The organism is Rubrivirga halophila, from assembly GCF_046845755.1.
Lineage (GTDB): Bacteria > Bacteroidota > Rhodothermia > Rhodothermales > Rubricoccaceae > Rubrivirga.
In genome coordinates this window covers 2,904,966-2,924,312 of the sequence record NZ_CP177357.1, presented here as the reverse complement: position 1 = coordinate 2,924,312, position 19,347 = coordinate 2,904,966, and the positions used below count along the sequence as shown (strand labels likewise).

13 protein-coding genes are annotated in these 19,347 nt (G+C 74.3%); 8 read left to right on the top strand and 5 right to left on the bottom strand.

Annotated features, from left to right (window positions below; all coding sequences use genetic code 11):
• Positions 1-22 precede the first annotated feature (22 nt).
• Together smc and ACLIRP_RS12795 are read right to left on the bottom strand one after the other, a co-directional pair.
• Positions 23-3,556, bottom strand: coding sequence for a chromosome segregation protein SMC (gene smc, locus ACLIRP_RS12800; RefSeq protein WP_412060849.1), 3,534 nt, complete (start codon positions 3,554-3,556; stop codon positions 23-25).
• Positions 3,557-3,757: 201 nt separating this feature from the next.
• On the bottom strand, positions 3,758-4,051 hold the full coding sequence (locus ACLIRP_RS12795; protein ID WP_412060848.1) for a hypothetical protein: 294 nt from the start codon (positions 4,049-4,051) through the stop codon (positions 3,758-3,760).
• 175 nt (positions 4,052-4,226) lie between these two features.
• Between ACLIRP_RS12795 and ACLIRP_RS12790 the strand changes: the two genes are divergently transcribed.
• Both ACLIRP_RS12790 and ACLIRP_RS12785 read left to right on the top strand, forming a co-directional pair.
• Positions 4,227-5,300 carry a L,D-transpeptidase family protein gene (locus tag ACLIRP_RS12790; protein WP_412060847.1) on the top strand — a complete coding sequence of 358 codons (1,074 nt, stop codon included), beginning with the start codon at positions 4,227-4,229 and terminating at the stop codon, positions 5,298-5,300.
• Positions 5,297-5,608 (top strand): hypothetical protein, encoded by a 312-nt coding sequence (locus ACLIRP_RS12785; protein ID WP_412060846.1) that lies wholly within the window; start codon positions 5,297-5,299, stop codon positions 5,606-5,608. Before ACLIRP_RS12790 ends, ACLIRP_RS12785 begins: the two co-directional genes overlap by 4 nt.
• A gap of 6 nt (positions 5,609-5,614) precedes the next feature.
• On the opposite strand, the gene ACLIRP_RS12780 is transcribed toward ACLIRP_RS12785, so the two are convergent.
• Positions 5,615-6,037, bottom strand: coding sequence for an SRPBCC family protein (locus tag ACLIRP_RS12780; protein WP_412060845.1), 423 nt, complete (start codon positions 6,035-6,037; stop codon positions 5,615-5,617).
• A 135-nt stretch (positions 6,038-6,172) separates the two neighbouring features.
• Between ACLIRP_RS12780 and ACLIRP_RS12775 the strand changes: the two genes are divergently transcribed.
• Positions 6,173-7,597, top strand: coding sequence for an MATE family efflux transporter (locus tag ACLIRP_RS12775; RefSeq protein WP_412060844.1), 1,425 nt, complete (start codon positions 6,173-6,175; stop codon positions 7,595-7,597).
• Positions 7,598-7,607: 10 nt separating this feature from the next.
• Here the strand turns inward: ACLIRP_RS12775 and ACLIRP_RS12770 are convergent, their stop codons facing one another.
• On the bottom strand, positions 7,608-8,654 hold the full coding sequence (locus ACLIRP_RS12770; RefSeq protein WP_412060843.1) for a succinylglutamate desuccinylase/aspartoacylase family protein: 1,047 nt from the start codon (positions 8,652-8,654) through the stop codon (positions 7,608-7,610).
• A 161-nt stretch (positions 8,655-8,815) separates the two neighbouring features.
• On the opposite strand from ACLIRP_RS12770, the gene ACLIRP_RS12765 reads away from it, so the two are divergent.
• On the top strand, positions 8,816-9,481 hold the full coding sequence (locus ACLIRP_RS12765) for an LCCL domain-containing protein (protein ID WP_412060842.1): 666 nt from the start codon (positions 8,816-8,818) through the stop codon (positions 9,479-9,481).
• Between the two features lie 32 nt (positions 9,482-9,513).
• Positions 9,514-9,867 carry a VOC family protein gene (locus tag ACLIRP_RS12760; RefSeq protein ID WP_412060841.1) on the top strand — a complete coding sequence of 118 codons (354 nt, stop codon included), beginning with the start codon at positions 9,514-9,516 and terminating at the stop codon, positions 9,865-9,867.
• A 49-nt stretch (positions 9,868-9,916) separates the two neighbouring features.
• Here the strand turns inward: ACLIRP_RS12760 and clpB are convergent, their stop codons facing one another.
• Positions 9,917-12,601 (bottom strand): ATP-dependent chaperone ClpB, encoded by a 2,685-nt coding sequence (gene clpB / locus ACLIRP_RS12755; protein WP_412060840.1) that lies wholly within the window; start codon positions 12,599-12,601, stop codon positions 9,917-9,919.
• 209 nt (positions 12,602-12,810) lie between these two features.
• Between clpB and ACLIRP_RS12750 the strand changes: the two genes are divergently transcribed.
• From ACLIRP_RS12750 to ACLIRP_RS12740, 3 genes are all read left to right on the top strand, one after another.
• Positions 12,811-15,420, top strand: a complete 2,610-nt coding sequence (locus ACLIRP_RS12750) for a response regulator (RefSeq protein WP_412060839.1) — start codon at positions 12,811-12,813, stop codon at positions 15,418-15,420.
• A gap of 76 nt (positions 15,421-15,496) precedes the next feature.
• The gene (locus ACLIRP_RS12745; protein ID WP_412060838.1) at positions 15,497-18,460 is read left to right on the top strand and encodes a response regulator; all 2,964 of its coding nucleotides are present in this window, start codon (positions 15,497-15,499) and stop codon (positions 18,458-18,460) included.
• A 138-nt stretch (positions 18,461-18,598) separates the two neighbouring features.
• The gene (locus tag ACLIRP_RS12740; protein WP_412060837.1) at positions 18,599-19,324 is read left to right on the top strand and encodes a head GIN domain-containing protein; all 726 of its coding nucleotides are present in this window, start codon (positions 18,599-18,601) and stop codon (positions 19,322-19,324) included.
• Positions 19,325-19,347 lie beyond the last annotated feature (23 nt).

Below are 19,347 nucleotides of genomic sequence, written 5' to 3'. Positions count from 1 at the left end.
AGGCCGGCTCACACCGCCCACGCTACGCCACATCCGCCGCCGGTTCTTCCTCGAACCGGACGCCGACGAGCCGGCTCACGCCCGGCGTCGGCATCGTCACGCCGTACATCCGGTCGGCCGCCTCCATCGTCAGCTTGTTGTGGGTGACCAGGATGAACTGCGTCGAGTCCGCGAACGAGCGGATCAAGCGCATAAAGCGGCCCACGTTCGCGTCGTCGAGCGGGGCGTCGACCTCGTCCAAGATGCAGAACGGGGACGGCTTGACGAGGTAGATCGCGAACAGCAGCGCCGTCGCCGTCAGCGTCTTCTCGCCGCCCGAGAGCTGGGCGAGCGAGACGGGCCGCTTGCCCTTGGGCCGCGCCGTGATCGAGATCGGTGCCTCCAAGGGGTCGTCGCCGTCGAGCGACAGGTCGGCCGCCGCGTCGCCGCCGAAGAGGTCGGCAAACAGCTTCTGGAACGCCTCGCGCACCTGGGTGAACGTCTCGTCGAAGCGGCGCCGGGCGGTCTCGTTGATCTCGCGGATCGTCTCGAGCAGCGACGTCTCGGCGGCCGCGAGGTCGGCGCGCTGCTCCTGCAGGAACGCCAGCCGCGTCTTTTCCTCCTCGTAGCCCTCCAGTGCGAGCGCGTTGACGGGCCCGATGGCCCGAATCTTCTGGCGAAGGTCGGGGATCTCGACGCGCGCGGTGTCGGGCTGAAACAGCTCCTCGACCTGGAGCCGGTCGAGCTCGGCGGCCGCCTCGTCGAGGTCGGCGCCGTGCTCCTCGGCCAGCCGCTCGAGGGTTGTCTCTTGGCGGGTCGTCACCTCCGCGAGCCGGCGCTCGGCGTCGGCCCTCGCGGCCGCGGCGGCCTCTCGCTTCGACCGGATCTCGCGCAGCGACCGCTCGGCGTCGGCGATCCGCGCGCGGCCTTCGAGCACAGCGGTCTCGGACGCGCTGGCGGCGGTCTGGAGCGCGTCGGTGCGCTGGCGCTCGGCGTCGAGGCGCGCGCGCGTCTCGCCCTCGGCGCCCTCGGACTCGGCGATCTCGGCGCGGACGCGCGCGGCCTCGGCGTCGCGGTCGGCCTGGCGTTGGGCGACCTCGGCGAGCGTGCGGTCGGCGCGGTCGCGGGCGTCGGTCGCGGCGCTGGCGGCCGACTCGGCCTGGGCGAGCGCGAGCCGGGCGTCGGCGTGCGCGGTGTCGGCCGTGCGGCGGTCGGCGTCGGCGGCGTCGCGGGCGGCCTCGGCGCGGGCCGCACGGGCGGCGGCATCGGAGGCCGCGAGCTGCGTTTCACTCGCCGCATCCTCAAGCGCGTCGGGGTCGGGCAGGGCGTCGATGGCGGCGGCGACCTCGTCGGCGCGCGCCGCCAGCCGCTCGGCCTGGGCGACACGTGCGGCCGCCTCGGCGCGGGCTCGCGCCGACGCCTCGCGCGCGGCGTCGCGCGCTTTGCGAGCCGCGTCGCGGGCGGCCTCGGCGGCGCGGCGGCCGGCCTCGGCGGCGTCCCTGTCGGCGCGGGCGTCATCGGCGCGGGCGACGGCGGCGGCGTGCGCCGCTTCGGCGGCCTCGAGCACCTCGGCCGCGCTCGCCTGCCGCTCGCGGACGCCCATCCGTGAGGCGGCGTCGGACGGCGCGGCGCTGCCGCCGTGGACGGCCCCGCTGGCGTCGGTCCACGCGCCTTCGCGCGTGACGAACCGGGCCACGGGGTAGGCGTCGCGCAGCGACCGCGCGGTGGCGAGGGAGTCGGCGACGAACGTGTTGCCTAGGAGCGCCGCCAGTAGGGGCTGGACGCGGTCGTCGGCGCGGGCCAGGCTCAGGGCGGGCGTCGTGCCGGGCGGGGTCGGGGACCGCTCGCCGCTCGCCGCGATGCGCGACAGGACCAGGAACGTCGCCCGGCCCCGGTCGGCGGCCTTGAGACGCCCGATCGCCGCGTCGGCGGCGTCTTCGGTGTCGACCACGAGGGCCGTCGCGAAGGCGCCGAGCGCGGCGTCGAGCGCCAGCCGGTCCGGCTCGTCGGCGTCGACCAGTTCGGCGAGGGCGGGGGCGTCGACGTCGGGGTGGGCGGCCAGGAACGCGACGGCCGAGTCGCCCTCTGCGCCGGCCTCGACGAGCGCCGCCAGCAGGTCGGCCTGGGCACGGGCGGCGCCGAGCGCGGCGTGGGCCTGCTGGCGGACGGCGTCGGCGGCCTCGAACGCTTCTCGGGTGGCGTCCCTTGCGTCGGTCGCTTGCGCGAGCGCGCGTTCGGCGTCGGCGAGCGCGGCCTCCCCGTCGTCGGCGTCGGTGGTGTCGGGGACGACGGCGTTCGCCAGCGCGGCGCGCTCGGCGGCGATGCGGTCGGCCTCGGCGGTGAGGTACTGGCGGCGGTCGCGAGCGCGGTCGGCGGCCGACGCGGCGTCGCGCAGCGCGGCGGCGGCCTCGCCCGCGTCGGCAGCGGCGGTCTGCGCCTTCTGCCGGGCGGCGTCGGCCGCGTCGCGCGCCTCGGTCCGGGCCGCCTCGGTGGCGTCGAGCGCCGTCTGGCGATGGGCCAGCACGGCGGCGGTCGCCTCGATGCGCTCGGTCGCGGCCCCATGCTCGCGCGCGGCGTCGGCGCCGCGCGCGGCGTCGGCGACCCGCTCGCGCTCGATCCGCTCCAGCGCGCGGCGCCCGGCCGACTGCCGCTCGGTGCCTAACCGGACGTCCGACTCCAGCGCTTGGACGGTCTCCGCGTGCGCCTGGAGCGCTCGCGCGCCGGCCGCCATGTCCTGCTCCAGCCCGACGAGTGCGGTCCGCGCCTGCTCGAGCTGTGCCTCGCCCGCGGCGACCGTTGCGCCCAGCCCCTCGGCCTCCGTCCCGCGCGTCTTGACGGTCGCCTCCAGCGTCTCGCGCTCGCCCTGCAGCCGGGCCACCTCGTAGGCCGCCATCGCCAGCTCCAGCCGCCGCAGCCGCTCGGCGAACCGGGCGTGCCGCGCCGCCTTCTGCGCCTGCCGGCTCAGCGACCGCACCTGCTTGTCGACCTCCTCCACGATGTCGTCGAGGCGCAAGAGGTCGCCGCGCGTGGCGTCGAGCCGGCGCAGGGCCTGGGCGCGGCGCCGCTTGTACTTGGTGACGCCGGCGGCCTCCTCGAACAGCCGCCGCCGGTCGTCGGCCTGCTCCGACAGGATGTCCTCCACCATCGAGAGCTCGATCACGGAGTACGCCCCGGCGCCCATGCCGGTGTCCATGAACAGGTCCAGGATGTCGCGCAGGCGGCACGTCGTGCCGTTGAGGAGGTACTCGGAGTCGCCGTTGCGGTAGAGCCGCCGGGTGATGGTGACCTCCGAGAACTCAGTCGGCAGCACGCCGCGCGTGTTCTCGACCGTCAGCGACACCTCGGCCATCCCGAGCGCCTTCTTGCCCGCCGCGCCGTTGAAGATGACGCCGGCCATCGAGTCGCTGCGGAGCAGCCGCGAGCGCTGTTCGCCGAGCACCCACCGCACAGCGTCGATCACGTTCGACTTGCCACACCCATTCGGGCCGACGATGGCCGTGACGCCCGGCGAGAAGTCGACGGACGTCTTCTGGGCGAAGCTTTTGAAGCCGTGGAGGTCGAGTCGGCTGAGGTACACGCGCCGCGAGAGGGGGGGCGCCGAAGATACCCGGGCGCCGGGCGCCGGCCCGCCCGCCCCAGAGGGTCGGGGTGCGGAGCCCCACCACGGCCTCCGCACCCCGACCGCCGTTGGATACGGCGGCTCCCTCGGGACGCCCTACGGACCGAGTTGCAGGTTGTGACGCTAGGCCGCTGTCTTCACACGGGAACGTGCCCGTGGTCAGTCGTCGCCGGGCGTCGAGGGGTCCTCGTCCACGGCCTCGTCGCCGTCCTCGACGCGGGGCGAGCTTTTGAGACGGTCGTCCATCGTCCGGCCGACGTAGGCGTTGCCGGCCTCGGCGACGCGGGCGCCGTCCTCGACCTCGGCGGCGGCCGGCGCGGCGTCGCCGTAGGGCGCGATGGCATCGCTGTCCTGGTCCGTCTCGGGGACGTGGTCGGCGGCGGCGCGCCCGCTGGCCTTGCTGTCGGAGGCGGAGTAGCGGTGGCTCTCGGGCGTGGTCTGATCTGGGTGCATGGCGGAAGCGTGGGGTGACATCCGCCAACGCGCGTCGGGCGCCGCCGGTTGCCGGGCCCGGCGCATGGGGAGGAGGCGCTGCGCGAGCGTGGCGGGCGCCGCGCGCGTCCGGGCGGAGGGCTCGCGAGCCCCCTGCGCTCGCCGTATCGTAGCTGACGGTCCCCCCCGGCTCCCGATGCCCCACCCCGCGCGCCTGGCCGTGCTGGCCCTCGCCCTGGTGGCGACGGCCGCCGCCGCGTCGCCCCCCTCCGCCCGCCTCGCCGCCGCGCTCGACCGCTACGAGCGGGCCGACTGGCGCCCGCTCCCCACCGGCCCGCTGGTCCGCCCCGGCGCGACGGACGCCGCCCAGGTCCCCGCGCTCCGCGCCCGGCTCGCCGCCGAGGGCGCGCTCGGCGACGCCGCCCGCACCGGCGACACGCTCGACCCGGCGCTCGCCGCCGCCTTGGCGCAAGCGCAAGACCGGTTCGGCCTGGCCGCCGACGGCATCCTGGGCCCCAACACCCGCGCCGCGCTCGACGTCCCCGCCGCGACGCGGGCCGACCAGATCCGCCGCTCGCTGGCGGCCCTCGACACGCTCGCGCTCCCGGGCGACGGCCGCTGGGTGCTCGTCAACGTCCCCGAGTACCGCGTCCGCGCCTTCGAGGGCGGGCGCGAGACGATGCGCATGAAGGCCGTCGTCGGCGCCGACCGCGACGGCTGGCGCACGCCGCTCTTCTCGGACGCCATCGAGTACCTCGAGCTCCGCCCCGTCTGGAACGTGCCGACGAGCATCGCTCGGAACGAGCTGGCGCCCCAGGGCGCCGCCGCGCTCGCAGCCCAGGGCTTCGAACTCGTCCGCCGGTTCTCGCCCGACGCCGAGACCGTTGCGCTCAACGACTCGACGCTGCAGCGGATGGTCGACGGCCACCTGCTGATCCGCCAGGCCGCCGGGCCGCAGAACCCGCTCGGGCGGCTCAAGATCATGTTTCCGAACGTCCACAACGTGTACCTCCACGACACGTCCGCGCCGGCCTACTTCGCGCGCGACGACCGGGCGCTGAGCCACGGCTGCGTGCGCGTCGAGCGGCCCGCTGCGCTCGGCGCCTGGGTGGCCGGGATGCCCGAGGCCGAGCTGGCGGCGGCGATGGACGGGGCCGAGAGCCGCCGGATCGCGCTGCCCGAGCGCGTCCCCGTCGTGCTCGCCGCGCTCCCCGCGTGGGCCGGCGACGATGGCGCCGTCTGGTTCGCCGGCCCGGGGTACTCGTCATGAGCGCGCCCGACTACAGCTTGGTCGGCAAGCGCGTCCGCGTCCACCTCTACACGCGCGAGGGGCAGCTGCTCCGCGCCATCGAGGGCCGCGTCGCCGACGTGTCGCCGGGCGTGACCGTCGGCCAGGACGCCGCCGGGCGCGACATCAAGAAGGACCTCGTCTACGTCCTCGACATCGAGCCCTCCCCGGGCCCCGACGGCGCGCCCATCCCGTACGAGAACTCGGCGGGCGGCGAGGGCGAGGGGTGGTTCGCCGTCCAGGACGTGACGGTGATCGACGGCGGCGGGCGCCCCTTGTTCGCCAACTAGCGCGCCTCAGCCCGCGTCCCGCTCGGCCTCCGCCTTCAGCGCCGCCGCGAACTGCTCGAACGTCGGCTGGAGGTCCGGGATCGTCCGCCCGAGGATCGGGAGCAGCCAGCCACCGAACACCTCGCGCGTCGTCACCCGCGTCGTCCCGCCGCCGAGCGGCTCCAGCGTGAACGTCCGCGCCCCGCGGAACAAGCCGAGCGGCATCGCGCTCGACCACACCATCCGCTCGCGGGGCACGAACTCGGAGACGGTCACCGGGAAGGCGCGGGCGCTCAGCGTGGTGTGGACCGTGATCCGCTCGCCCGGCGCGATCCGGCCCTCGACGCGCGTCACGTTCGGCTCCCACGTCGGGAAGCGCTCGGCGTCGGTCAGGATCGCCCAGACCGTGGCCGGGTCGGCCGAGATCGTCGTCGTCGCGCTGAACTCCATGCGGGTCTGGGGGGGGGCGAGTGCAACGTAGGGCCGCCATCCCGTGCGAGGGGCGCGAGCAGGGGGCAGTCCTCGCGCCCTCACGCCCCACACCTGTGCCCCCCGGTGCGATCCTTCGGGACCCCGTTCGCGCCCATGCCCGACCCCTCCGACTCGCCCGCCCGGCCGACCGGCGTGCGCGGCCTGCTCCGCGACCTCGGCGGCGCCGTCCGCGGGACCGACCGCGACTACACCACCGGCCCCATCGGCACGGCGCTCTTGCTGCTGGCCGTCCCGATGGTGCTCGAGATGGTCATGGAGTCCGTCTTCGCCGTCGTCGACGTGTACTGGGTGGCCTCGCTGGGCGCCCCGGCCGTCGCCGCGGTCGGCCTCACCGAGTCCGTGCTGTCGCTGATGTACGCCGTCGCGATGGGCCTGTCGATGGCGGCGACGGCCGTCGTCGCGCGCCGGGTGGGCGAGAAGGACCCCGACGGCGCCGCGCGCGCCGCCGTGCAGGCCGTCGCCGTCGCGGCCGCCGCGTCCGTCCCGTTCGCCGTCGTCGGCATTTGGTACAGCGAGGGGATCCTGGCGCTGATGGGCGCCGACGCCGAGACCGCCGCCGTCGGCGCGGGCTACATGGCCTGGATGCTGGGCGGGAACGCCGTCATCATGCTGCTCTTCGTGCTCAACGCCGTGTTTCGGGGCGCCGGCGACGCCGCCATCGCCATGCGCGTGCTGTGGCTGGCGAACGGCATCAACCTGATTCTCGACCCGGTCCTGATCTTCGGCTGGGGCCCGTTCCCGGAGCTGGGCGTGACGGGCGCCGCCATCGCCACGACGATCGGGCGGGGCATCGCCGTGCTCGTCCAGATGGTCGTGCTGCTGCGCGGCGGCGAGCACGTCCGCGTGCGGATGTCCCACCTCCGCCTGCGCGCCGACGTGATGGCCCGCATCCTGCGGACGTCGGCCGGCGGCATCGCCCAGTTCGCCGTCGCGACGACCTCGTGGGTGTTTCTGGTCCGCATCGTAGCCGAGTTCGGGGCCGAGGCGCTGGCGGGCTACACGATCGCGATTCGCATCTTCCTGTTCACGCTGCTCCCGGCGTGGGGCCTGTCGAACGCCGCCGCGACGCTGGTCGGCCAGAACCTCGGCGCCGGGAAGCCCGCGCGCGCCGAGCGGTCGGTCTGGATCTCCGGCTGGGTGTCGACCGCCCTGCTCGGCCTGGTCGCCGTCGGCTACGTCCTCGCCGACGAGTGGCTGATGCGCCTCTTCACCGACGCCCCCGCCGTCGTCGCCGCGGGCGCCGAGGGGCTCCGCCTCCTCGGATACATCTACGTCATCGTGGGGTGGGCGATGATCTTCCCGCAGGCCTTCAACGGCGCCGGCGACACGCTCACGCCGACGTACCTCAACCTCGCCTGCTTCTGGGCCATCGAGATCCCCGTCTCGTGGGGGCTCGCGATGGCGCTCGGGCTGGGCCCGACGGGCGTGTGGCTCGGGATCGGCGTCGCGAACGTGGCCGCGGCGGTTCTGGGGGGGCTCCTCTTCCGCCGGGGGACGTGGAAGTCGCAGGTCGTGTGACCTCGGCCGCCTAGTGGTCCGCCTCGACGGGCTCGCGCCAGCCCGCCAGCCGGTCGCCGTAGGTCGCCATCCGGGCCTCGGCCGTGTCGGGCTCCTCCAGCCGCGCCACGTGGAAGAGCGCCTCGCCCTCGTAGACGAGGGGCAGCTGCGTCTTGCCGATGATGAGGCCCGAGTCGCGCGAGACGACCGGGATCGACTGGTCGCCGAGCGGGGCCGTCAGCGTGCCCACCTGCTGGCCCTTCTCGACGAGGTCGCCGATGTCGTGCGTCATCTGCAACGTGCCGCTCTCCTCGGCGCGCGTCCAGCCGCTGCTCCGCGCCAGCAGCGGCTTGACCATCCGCGTCGGCGCCGTCTTGGGCAGCATCCCCAGCCCGCGCATCACCGAGACCACGCCGCGCAGGCCGATCCGGACGGCCTTCTCGTCGAGCCGCAGCGCCTCGCCCGCCTCGTAGAGCAGGACCGGCACGCCGTGTTCCAGGACGGTCTGCCGCATCGAGCCGTCGCGCAAGTTGGCGTGCAGGATGAGCGGCACCCGGAAGCGGTGCGCCATCTCGACCGCGTCCGGCTGGTCGAGCGAGACCCGGACCTGGGGGAGGTTCGTCCGGTCGATGGCGCCCGTGTGCAGGTCGATCCCGTGCGTCGCGTTCGCCACGATCTCCGTCATGAACGTGTGCGCGAGGCGCGACGCCATCGAGCCGGTCGCCGAGCCGGGGAACGAGCGGTTGAGGTCGCGGCGGTCGGGCAGGTACCGCGAGCGCGCCGTGTACCCGTAGACGTTGACGACCGGCACGGCGATCAGCGTGCCCCGCAGGTGTTTGAGCAGCCCCAGCCCCAGCAGCCGCCGGATGATTTCGACGCCCAGGATCTCGTCGCCGTGGATGGCCGCCGAGACGAACAGGCGCGGCCCGTCGCGCTTGCCCCTGACGACGTGCACGGGCATCGCCATCGCCGCGAGCGTGTACAGGGGAGCGATCGGCAGGCGGACGGTCGTGCGAGTCCCGCGCGGGATCTCGGTGCCGCCGATGACGAGCGGCTCGGGGAGGGGAGGGGTGTCCATCCCGCAGGTTACGGCGCCCGGTGGTCGGGACGTGGAGGGCGGTCCGGCGGGGCGCGGGGCGAGGGGAGAGTCGGGCTCGCGTCGCAAGAGGAGGTCCGCGCCGGACGGCCTGTTCCCCTGCTGTTTTATAGACTTGGGGGTCCAGTAAGCCCTGCGTCGCCATGCGCCACCTCCCATTCGTCCTCGCCCTCCTCCTCGCCGCCGCTCCGTCCGCCCAGATCGGCTGGGACGCCGACGCCTCCGACCTCCGGGGGCGCTCGGGGACAGTCTCCGTGGTCTGTCCCGAAGCCGGGGCGGCCGACCGGAACCACCCCGTCTGGGGCTCGAACCCGTACACCGACGACTCCAGCGTGTGCCGCGCCGCCGTCCACGCCGGGGCCATAGACTGGGCCGGCGGGGCCGTCACCCTCGAGGCCCGGCCGGGCCAGCCGAGCTACCCGGGGACCGCCCGGAACGGCGTCACGACCCTGGACTACGGCTCGTGGGGCGGCAGCTTCGCCGTCGTCACGGTCGCCGCCGACCCGACCGTCGGGTGGGACGCCGACGCCGCCGCCTACCGCGGCACCTCGGCCCGCGTCACCGTGGTCTGCCCGCCCGCGCGCTCCGCCGCCGACCGCGGCCACCCGGTCTGGGGCTCCGGCCCCTACACCGACGACTCCAGCGTGTGCCGTGCCGCCGTCCATGCCGGAGCCATCACCTACGCCGACGGCGGCAAGGTCATCTTCGAGCCGCGCCCGGGGCAGGACGGCTATGCCGGCTCCGTCCGCAACGGCGTCGAGACCCTGGACTACCGGCGCTGGGGTGGCGGGTTTGTGATCGTACGCTGAGGCCCCTCCCCCCTCCCCGCGCGCCCCGCCCGATGCCCACGCACCACGCCATCGACTACATCGAGATCACCGTCCTCGACCTCGCCGCCGCCAAGCGGTTTTACACCGCCGCCTTCGGCTGGGCCTTCACCGACTACGGCCCGACGTACGCGGGCATCCAGCGGCCCGACGGCGACGGCGAGGTCGGCGGGCTGGCGCAAGCCGACACCGTGCGCACCGGCGGCCCGCTCGTCATCCTGTACTCCGACGACCTGGCCGCCAGCGTCGCCGCCGTCGAGGCCGCGGGCGGGACGATCTCGACGCCCCCGTTCGATTTCCCCGGTGGCCGCCGCTTCCACTTTCTGGATCCGAGCGGCAACGAACTGGCGGTGTGGGCGACTGCCTGACCCCCCAGCCCACATGCGGGCTGGGGGGAGGCGTCGTCTGCGGTCCGCGCTACGCCTCGCCCGCGGGCGCCATCATCCCCGCCTCCGGCTCGCGGTCGGCCTCGGCGCCGAGCCGGGCGTCCGCCTCGGCCGCGGGGACGGTCTCCAGCGTGACCCCGCCGCCGTCGGCCGCCTCCACGAGCACGGCGTCGCCGTCGCCGACGAGCCCGCCCAGGATCTGCTCCGCCAGCGGGTTGGCGACCAACCGCTGGAGCACGCGCTTGAGGGGCCGCGCGCCGAACGCCGCGTCGAAGCCCTCGGCCGCGAGCGCGTCCTTGGCCGCGTCCGTCAGCACCAAGCGCACGCCCTGCCGCTCGGCCAGCCGGCGCGTGGTCTCGAACAGGATCTCGACGATCTGGCGGATCTGCGCCCGGCCGAGGGGCCGGAACACGACGGTCTCGTCGATCCGGTTCAGGAACTCGGGCCGCAAGCGCTGGCGGAGCAGCTGCAGCAGCTCCGTGCGGACAGCGTCCATCTCGGCCTCCGACACGTCGCGGTCGGCGCCCAGCTTCTGGGTGATGAGCTCCGAGCCGAGGTTCGAGGTCATGATGATGATCGTGTTCGAGAAGTCGACCACGCGGCCCTTCGAGTCCGTCAGCCGCCCGTCGTCGAGCACCTGCAACAGGACGTTGTAGACCTCCGGGTGCGCCTTTTCGAACTCGTCGAGCAGCACGACGGAGTACGGCCGGCGGCGGACCGCCTCGGTGAGCTGCCCGCCCTCGTCGTAGCCGACGTAGCCGGGAGGCGCGCCGACGAGTCGCGAGACGGTGTGGCGCTCCTGGTACTCCGACATGTCGATCCGCACGAGCGCGTGGTCGTCGTCGAAAAGCTGCTCGGCGAGCGCCTTCGCCAGCTCCGTCTTGCCGACGCCCGTCGTGCCCAGGAAGATGAACGAGCCGAGCGGCCGGTTGCCCTCTTGCAGGCCCGCGCGCGAGCGCCGCACGGCGTTCGCCACGGCCTCGACGGCCTCGGGCTGGCCCACGACGCGCTTCTCGATCTCGTCCTCGAGGTGGAGCAGCTTTTCGCGCTCGGTCTCCAGCATCTTCGAGACCGGGATGCCGGTCGCGCGCGAGATCACGTCCGCGATGTCCTCGGCGTCGACCTCCTCCTTGAGCATCGCCCCGTTCAGCTGGACCTCGGCAAGGCGCGCCGTCGCCGTGTCGATGGCCTCCTGCAGGCCCGGGATCTCGCCGTGCCGGATCTCGGCGACGCGCGCAAAGTCGCCCTGACGCTCTTCCTCGGCCGCCTCGGTCTTCAGGGCCTCGATCTGGGCCTTCGAGTCCTTGATCGTCGTGACCAGGTCGCGCTCCTGCTCCCAGCGCGCGCGCAGCCGGTCGCGCTCCTCTTCCAGGTTCGCGAGCTGCTCGGTGATGGCGGCCTCCTGGGCCTCGTCGCCCTCGCGCCGGACGGCCTCGCGCGCGATCTCCTGGGTCCGGATCTCGCGCTCGACCGTGTCGAGCTCCTCGGGCGTCGAGTCGATCTCGATGCGCAGGCGCGACGCGGCCTCGTCGACCAGGTCGATGGCCTTGTCGGGCAGGAAGCGGTTCGAGACGTAGCGGTCCGACAGCTCGGCGGCGGCCACGATCGCGCCGTCGGTGATGCGGACGCCGTGGTGCACCTCGTAGCGGTCCTTGATGCCGCGCAGGATCGCGATCGTGTCCGGGACGGACGGCTCGGCGACGAGGACCATCTGGAAGCGCCGCTCCAGGGCCTTGTCCTTTTCGAAGTACTTCTGGTACTCGTCGAGCGTCGTCGCGCCGATCGCGCGGAGCTCGCCGCGCGCGAGCGCCGGCTTCAGGATGTTGGCCGCGTCCATGGCGCCGTCCCCGCCGCCGGCGCCCACGAGCGTGTGGATCTCGTCGATGAACAGGATGATCTCGCCGTCGGCCTGGGTGACCTCCTTGACGACGGCCTTGAGGCGGTCCTCGAACTCGCCGCGGTACTTGGCCCCGGCGATCAGCGCGCCCATGTCGAGGGCCATGATGGTCTTCGAGGCCAGCCCCTCGGGCACGTCGCCCTCGACGACCCGGATCGCCAGCCCCTCGGCGATCGCCGTCTTGCCGACGCCGGGCTCGCCCACGAGCACGGGGTTGTTCTTGGTCCGGCGGCTCAGGATCTGGAGCACGCGCCGGATCTCGTCGTCGCGCCCGATGACGGGGTCGATCTGGCCCTTGCGGGCGGCGTCGTTGAGGTCGCGCGCGTAGCGGTTGAGCGCGTCGTACTTGGACTCGGCGTACGGGTCCTGCACGCGCTGCCCGCCGCGGACGGTCTGGAGGACGCCGAGCAAGGCGTCCTTGGTGACGCCCTGGCTCTGGAGCGCGTTCGCGGTCGCCCCCTCGCCCTCGGCGAGCGCCAGCAGCAGGTGCTCGCTCGCGACGTACTCGTCGCCGAGCGCCTCGGCCTCGGCGAGCGCCCGGTCGAAGGCCTTGTTGAGCTCGGTCCCGACGTACTGGCCCGAGACCGACGCGCCGGTCACGGTCGGGAGCTTGTCGACGGCCCGGGCCGCGAGCGCGGCGAGCGTGTCTTCATTCGCGCCCAGGCGCGACAGGAGGGTGGGGATGAGCCCGCCCTCGTCCTGCAGAAAGGCCTGGAGCAGATGCGGGGGCTCGATGCCCTGGTGGTTCTTCGACTGCGCGATCTCGCTGGCGCGCTGGACGGCCTCTTGGGCCTTGACGGTAAACTTCTGGAGGTTCATGGCTGGATCTCGGCGTGGGGTCGGCGGGGCGGCCCGCCATCGGTCGGTGTCGGACGCCCCAACGCGAACGGCGTGCCAGGGCGCGCGGATCTGTCATCTTGTCAGCCGTTATTGGGATTCTCTCCACAGAGGCGCCCCCGTCGCGCGGAGCGATCGGGTTGAGCCCGGCTCGGTCCCCGCCGATACCGACCCGGCTCACCCTCTCGCCCGTGCCCGACGACGCCCCGCTCGACCTCCGCGCGCACCGCGCCACGATCCTCCTCGGGGCGATCGCCGTGCCCGCGTTCTGGGTGCTCGACCAGATGGCGGGGCTGGCCTACGACGACCCGCTCGAGTACCGGCTGGCGATCACCGGAATCGCCGTGCTGGTCCTGGCGCTGACCTACGTCGACGACCGCGTGCGCCGCCACATCCGCGTGCTGATGGTCGGCGTCATCTACCTGATCGCGGCGTACTTCTCGTGGACGGCCGCCCGGAACGGGCTCCCAGCGCCCTGGGCGGCCGGCCTGAGCCTGCTCCTGTTGGTCTGCGGCCTCGTCGTGGCGCTCTACGCGCCGACGCCCCGCGCCGTGGCGGGGACGCTGGCCGGCCTGGCCGCCGCGCTCTTGGTCCCCGTCGCCCTGACACCGCCGCCGGCGGGTGGGTTCGTTCTGCCGTACGCCAACTTCGTCGCCGTCGTCGGGTTCGGGTCCGCCGCGCTGTACGGCGCCGGGGTGACCCGGCTCAAGATGCTCGCCGCCGTCCGCGAAAGCCGCGACGCGCTCGCCGCCCAGCGCGACGCCGTCGTGGCCAGCGAGCGGCTCCTGCGGACCGTCATCGACACCATCCCGGACCACATCTACGTCAAGGACCGCGAGGGCCGGGCGACGCTGCGCAACGTCGCCAGCGCGACGGCGCTCGGCTACGCCGACCCCGGCGAGTCGGTCGGGGAGACCATCCTCGACGCCGACCTCCCGGCGGAGTACAGCCGCGCCGTCGCCGCCGCCGACCTCCGCGTCGTCCGGACAGGCCGGCCCATCGAGAACCTCGAAGAGCAGACGCCCGACGGCGACTGGCTGCTGACCACGAAGGTGCCGCTGCGCGCCGAGAGCGGCGAGGTCGTTGGGCTCGTCGGCGTCTCGCGCGACGTGTCGGACCAGAAGCGCGCGGCCGTCGCGCTCGTCGCGGCGAAGGAGGCGGCGGAGGCGGCGACACGGGCGAAGTCGGAGTTCCTGGCCAACATGTCCCACGAGATCCGGACGCCGATGAACGGCGTGGTCGGGATGACGAGCCTGCTCCTCGAGACCCCGCTCGGCCCCGAGCAGCGCGACTTCGTCGAGACCATCCGGACGTCGGGCGACGCGCTCCTGACCATCATCAACGACATCCTCGACTTCTCGAAGATCGAGGCCGGGATGCTCTCGCTCGAGGAGGCCCCGTTCGACGTCGCCTCGACGGTCGAGGACGCGCTCGACCTCGTGGCCCAGGGGGCCGCCGAGAAGGGCGTCGAGCTCGCGTACGTCGTGGGCGACGGGGCCCCCCGGGCCGTCGTCGGCGACGTCACGCGGGTCCGGCAGGTGCTGGTCAACCTGTTGTCGAACGCCGTGAAGTTCACGGCCGAGGGGTCCGTGTGCGTCCGGGTGGGGGGGGCGCCCCCGGACGCGGCGGTGGGGTCGGCGGCCGAGCTCACGTTCGCGGTCGAGGACACGGGGATCGGGATCGCGCCGGGGAAGCTCGAGGCCGTGTTCGAGAGCTTCAGCCAGGCCGACGCCTCGACGACGCGGGAGTACGGGGGGACGGGCCTGGGCCTGGCGATCTGCCGGAGCTTGGTCGGGATGATGGACGGGCGGCTGGGGGCGGAAAGCGTGCCCGGCGTCGGCTCCACGTTCCGGTTCTCGATCCCGGCCGTCGTGGCGCCGGCGCCGTCGGCGGCGTTCGTGCCGTCGGCCGCGCTCGACGGCCCCCGCGTGTTGGTGGCGCTCGCCGACGCCGTCGTGCGGGCGACGACGCTCGACCTGGTCGCGTCGTGGGGGCTGGAGGCGACGGGCGCCCCGTCCGGCGACGAGGCGATCGCGATCGCAGCGCGCGCCGTCGCCTCGGGGACGCCCTTCGACACCGTCGTGCTCGACATGCAGACGCCGGGGATGGACGGGCACGAGGTGGCCGCCGTGCTGGGCTCGCTGCCGTCGCCGTCGCCGGCCGTCGTGGGGCTCACTGGCGTCGCCCGGACGGCGGCGGCCCGCAGCCGGGCGGCGGCGGCGGGCGTGACGGTGCTGCTCGGCAAGCCGCCCCGCCACTGCCAGCTCCACGACGCCCTCGTCCAATCGCTCGCCGGGCACGACGCCCCTGCCCCCCCGCCGGCCTGGGTGGCGCGGCCCGCGGCCTCGGCCCCGACCGGCGGCTCCGGCTTGCGCGTGCTCGTGGCCGAAGACAACCTGGTCAATCAGAAGGTGGCCACGCGCCTGCTCGCCCGGGTCGGGATCCGGGCCGACGTGGTGGCGAATGGGCTCGAGGCCGTCGAGGCCGTCGAGCGCCAGGCCGCGCACGGGCAGGGGTACGACGTCGTGTTCATGGACGTCCAGATGCCCGAGATGGACGGGCTCGCGGCTACGCGGGCGATCCGGGCGCTGCCGCTGGCGTCGCAGCCGCACGTCGTGGCGCTGACGGCCAACGCGATGGAGGGCGACCGCGAGGCGTGCCTCGAGGCCGGGGCCGACGACTACCTCTCGAAGCCGGTCCAACTGGAGTCGATGCGCGGGGCGCTCGCCAGTGTGCCGTCTCTGCTGGAGTGCCGCGAGACGGCCCCGTGGCCGGCGCCCCCCCGCTCGATGGCCATCTGAGAGACGGCTCGAAGCCCTGGTGGTTCAGCGCGCGGGCATCGAATCGATACCGAGAGACCTGCCCTGCGCCCCGACCGTGCCCGCCACCGCCGCCCCCTCCCCCGACGACCTCCGCACGCACCGGCTGGTGATCGTGCTGGGGTCGGTCGCGAGCCCTCTGTTCTGGGGGCTGGACCAGATGGGCGGTGCCGTCCACGACGACCCGCTCGGGTACCGGCTCGCGGTCTCGGGCCTGTGCCTGGTGGTTCTCGGGCTGACCTACGTCGACGCGCGAGCGCGCCATCACGTCCGGTCCAGTGTGGTGGGCCTGATCTGGGTCATCGCCGCCTTCTTCTCATGGACGGCGGCCAAGAACGGCCTGGGCCCGTCGTGGGTGGGCGGGCTGAGCCTCCTGACGCTGATGGCCGGGCTCGTGGTGGCGCTCTACGCCCGGTCGACACGGGCCGTGTGGGGGGCGCTGCTGGGGCTGGTTGCGGCCCTCGCCGTCCCGCTCTGGCTGACGGCCCCGCCGCCGGGCGGCTTCCTGTTTCCCCGGTCCAACTTCGTGGGGCTGCTCGCCTTTTCAGGGGCCTCGCTCTACGCGGCGGGGGTCTCTCGCTTGCGGATGCTGGCGGCCGTGCAGGAGGGCCGCGACGCGCTCGCGGCGCAGCACCGGGAGGTCGCCGCCGGCGCCCAGCTCTTGCGGGCCGTCATCGACGCGATCCCCGACCGTATCACCATCACCGACGTCGAGGGCCGCGAAACGCTGCGCAACGCCGCCAGCGCGCGAGCGCACGCCGCTGGCGGCCCCGATTTCGCCGTCCGGGGCATCCCGTCGAGTCCGTGCGATGACCTGGGGGGGACCGCCGACCGGCGCGACGCGTCGCTCGGGCAGCCGGGCCGCACCCACGCCGAGCGGGCGCCCGACGGCACCTGGCTCCTCACGACGCGCGTCCCCCTGCGCGATCCGTCCGGTGCCGTCACCGGGCTCGTCGGCGTCTCGCGCGACGTGAGCGGGCAGAAGGCTACCGAGGTGGCCCTGCGCGAGAGCGTGGCGCGCGTCAAGTCGCTGCTCGACTCGGCCCCAAACGCTGTCATCGCGCTCGACGAGAACGACCGCGTACTGGACGCCAACGAGGCCGCGCTGGCGCTCCTGGGCGTCGAGCGGGAGGCCTTCGTGGGCCACTCGTTCGCCGACCTCGCCGTGCCCGCCCGCTACCGCGACGAGCACCGCGCCAAGCTGGTCCGCTACGGCCGCGAAGGCCATCTCGGGTCGCTGGGGCGGCGGCTCTATCTCCCCATCCTCTCGGCGGCGGGCGAGGAGATCCCGGCCGAGATCACCATCGCACCCGCCGAGGTGGACCACGGCGACGGCACGGGCACCATCCTGTTCTCCGTCCACGCGCGCGACATGCGCGAGCAGAAGGCGGCGGAGGCCGAACTCGTCGCGGCGAAGGAGGCGGCGGAGGCGGCGACACGGGCGAAGTCGGAGTTCCTGGCCAACATGTCCCACGAGATCCGGACGCCGATGAACGGCGTGGTCGGGATGACGAGCCTGCTCCTCGAGACCCCGCTCGGCCCCGAGCAGCGCGACTTCGTCGAGACCATCCGGACGTCGGGCGACGCGCTCCTGACCATCATCAACGACATCCTCGACTTCTCGAAGATCGAGGCCGGGATGCTCTCGCTCGAGGAGGCCCCGTTCGACGTCGCCTCGACGGTCGAGGACGCGCTCGACCTCGTGGCCCAGGGGGCCGCCGAGAAGGGCGTCGAGCTCGCGTACGTCGTGGGCGACGGGGCCCCCCGGGCCGTCGTCGGCGACGTCACGCGGGTCCGGCAGGTGCTGGTCAACCTGTTGTCGAACGCCGTGAAGTTCACGGCCGAGGGGTCCGTGTGCGTCCGGGTGGGGGGGGCGCCCCCGGACGCGGCGGTGGGGTCGGCGGCCGAGCTCACGTTCGCGGTCGAGGACACGGGGATCGGGATCGCGCCGGGGAAGCTCGAGGCCGTGTTCGAGAGCTTCAGCCAGGCCGACGCCTCGACGACGCGGGAGTACGGGGGGACGGGGCTCGGCCTGGCGATCTGCCAGAGTCTGGTCGGGGTTATGGGCGGGGAGATGACCGTCGCGAGCGTGGTCGGGGAGGGGTCCACCTTCGGGTTCTCCGTGCCGATGCGCGTCGCCGCGCCCGAGGGCCGGGTGCTCGCGCCGTCGCCTGCGCTCGACGGCCGCCGCGCGCTCGTCGCCATCCCCGACCCGACCGTCCGCGCCGCGACCGTCGCGCTGGCAGCGTCGTGGGGGATGCGGGTCGAGGGCGTCGCGAGCAGCGCCGAGGCCGTCGCAGCGGCCGCCCACAGCACCGCGACCGACCCTGTGGCCGTCGTCGTGCTCGACCTGCAGGCCCCGGGGATGGGTGGCCACGATGCGCCGGGGGTGCTGGTCTCGCTGCCGTCGCCCCCCGCCGTCGTCGGACTCACGAGTTCCACGCGGACAGCGGAGGCGAGGGCGCGTGCCGACCGCGCCGGCGTCTCGGTCTTGCTCGGCAAGCCGCCCAAGCACCACCAACTCCACGACGCGCTCGTCCACGCGATCGGCCGCACCGTGCCCGAGCCCATCCCGGAGGCCGCCTGGGTCGCCCGGCCCGCGCCCGACGGGACCCCGCTCCGGGTCCTGCTGGCGGAGGACAACCTGGTCAACCAGAAGGTGGCGACGCGGCTGCTCGACCGGGTCGGGATCCGGGCCGACGTGGTGGCGAATGGGCTCGAGGCCGTCGAGGCCGTCGAGCGCCAGGCCGCGCACGGGCAGGGGTACGACGTCGTGTTCATGGACGTCCAGATGCCCGAGATGGACGGGCTCGCGGCTACGCGGGCGATCCGGGCGCTGCCGCTGGCGTCGCAGCCGCACGTCGTGGCGCTGACGGCCAACGCGATGGAGGGCGACCGCGAGGCGTGCCTCGAGGCCGGGGCCGACGACTACCTCTCGAAGCCGGTCCAGCTCGACGGCATCCGCAGCGCCATCGAGCGCGCGCGGTGCGCCCCGACCGAGCCGCGCGCTCGGGTGGCCTAGCGCGGACACACGGGGGGCGAGCTGCGCGCGTCTCACCGGCGGCTGCCACGGAAGGGCGGAGCGAGCGTGGGGGGCTCGCGTGCGCCGTAACCCGCCGGCCGCTCGTGCCGTAGCGGGCCGACACCTGCCCGCTGTCCCATGCTCCGCCTCGTCTTCGTCGCCGTCCTCGCCGCCGCCGCGCTGGCCGGCTGTTTCAATGGGAACTGGGGCGGCTCGGCCGTCGAGGGGTCCGGCGAGCCCGGCGCGCGTACGGTCGAGGTGTCCGGCGTCGACGGCGTGCGGCTGGCGGTCCCGGGCGTGCTCGTGGTGACGCCCGGCGCGGCCCCGCTCCGCATCGAGGGCGACGACAACATCGTCGAGGCCCTCGTGGCGGACGTCGACGGCGGCGTGCTGACGCTGCGGGCCCCGCGCGGCGAGTCGTTCCAGACCGCCCTCGACCTGCGCATGACCGTCGGCGTGGACCGGCTGGAGCGCATCGAGATCGCGGGCTCGGGCCGCGTCGAGGCCGACGGCGTCCGCGCCGACGCCGCCTCGGTGTCGATCGGCGGGAGCGGCGACGTGTCGATGATGGATCTGGAGACGGGCGCCCTCGAGGTGTCGGTGGCCGGCTCGGGCGGCGTGGTCGTCGGCGGCGCTGCCGATCGCGTCTCGGTCGACATCGCCGGCTCGGGCGACGTGGACGCCGGGGCGCTCGCCGTGGCCGACGCCGAGATCGCCGTGGCCGGCTCGGGCGACGTGACGGTGCGGGCCGCGAAGCGCCTCGACGTGTCCGTGATGGGCTCCGGCGACGTGCGGTACTACGGCTCGCCCGAGGTCTCCCAGTCGATTATGGGCTCCGGCGACGTCGTCCGCGTCGACGGCTAGCGGGGCGGCATCCGGCGGGAACG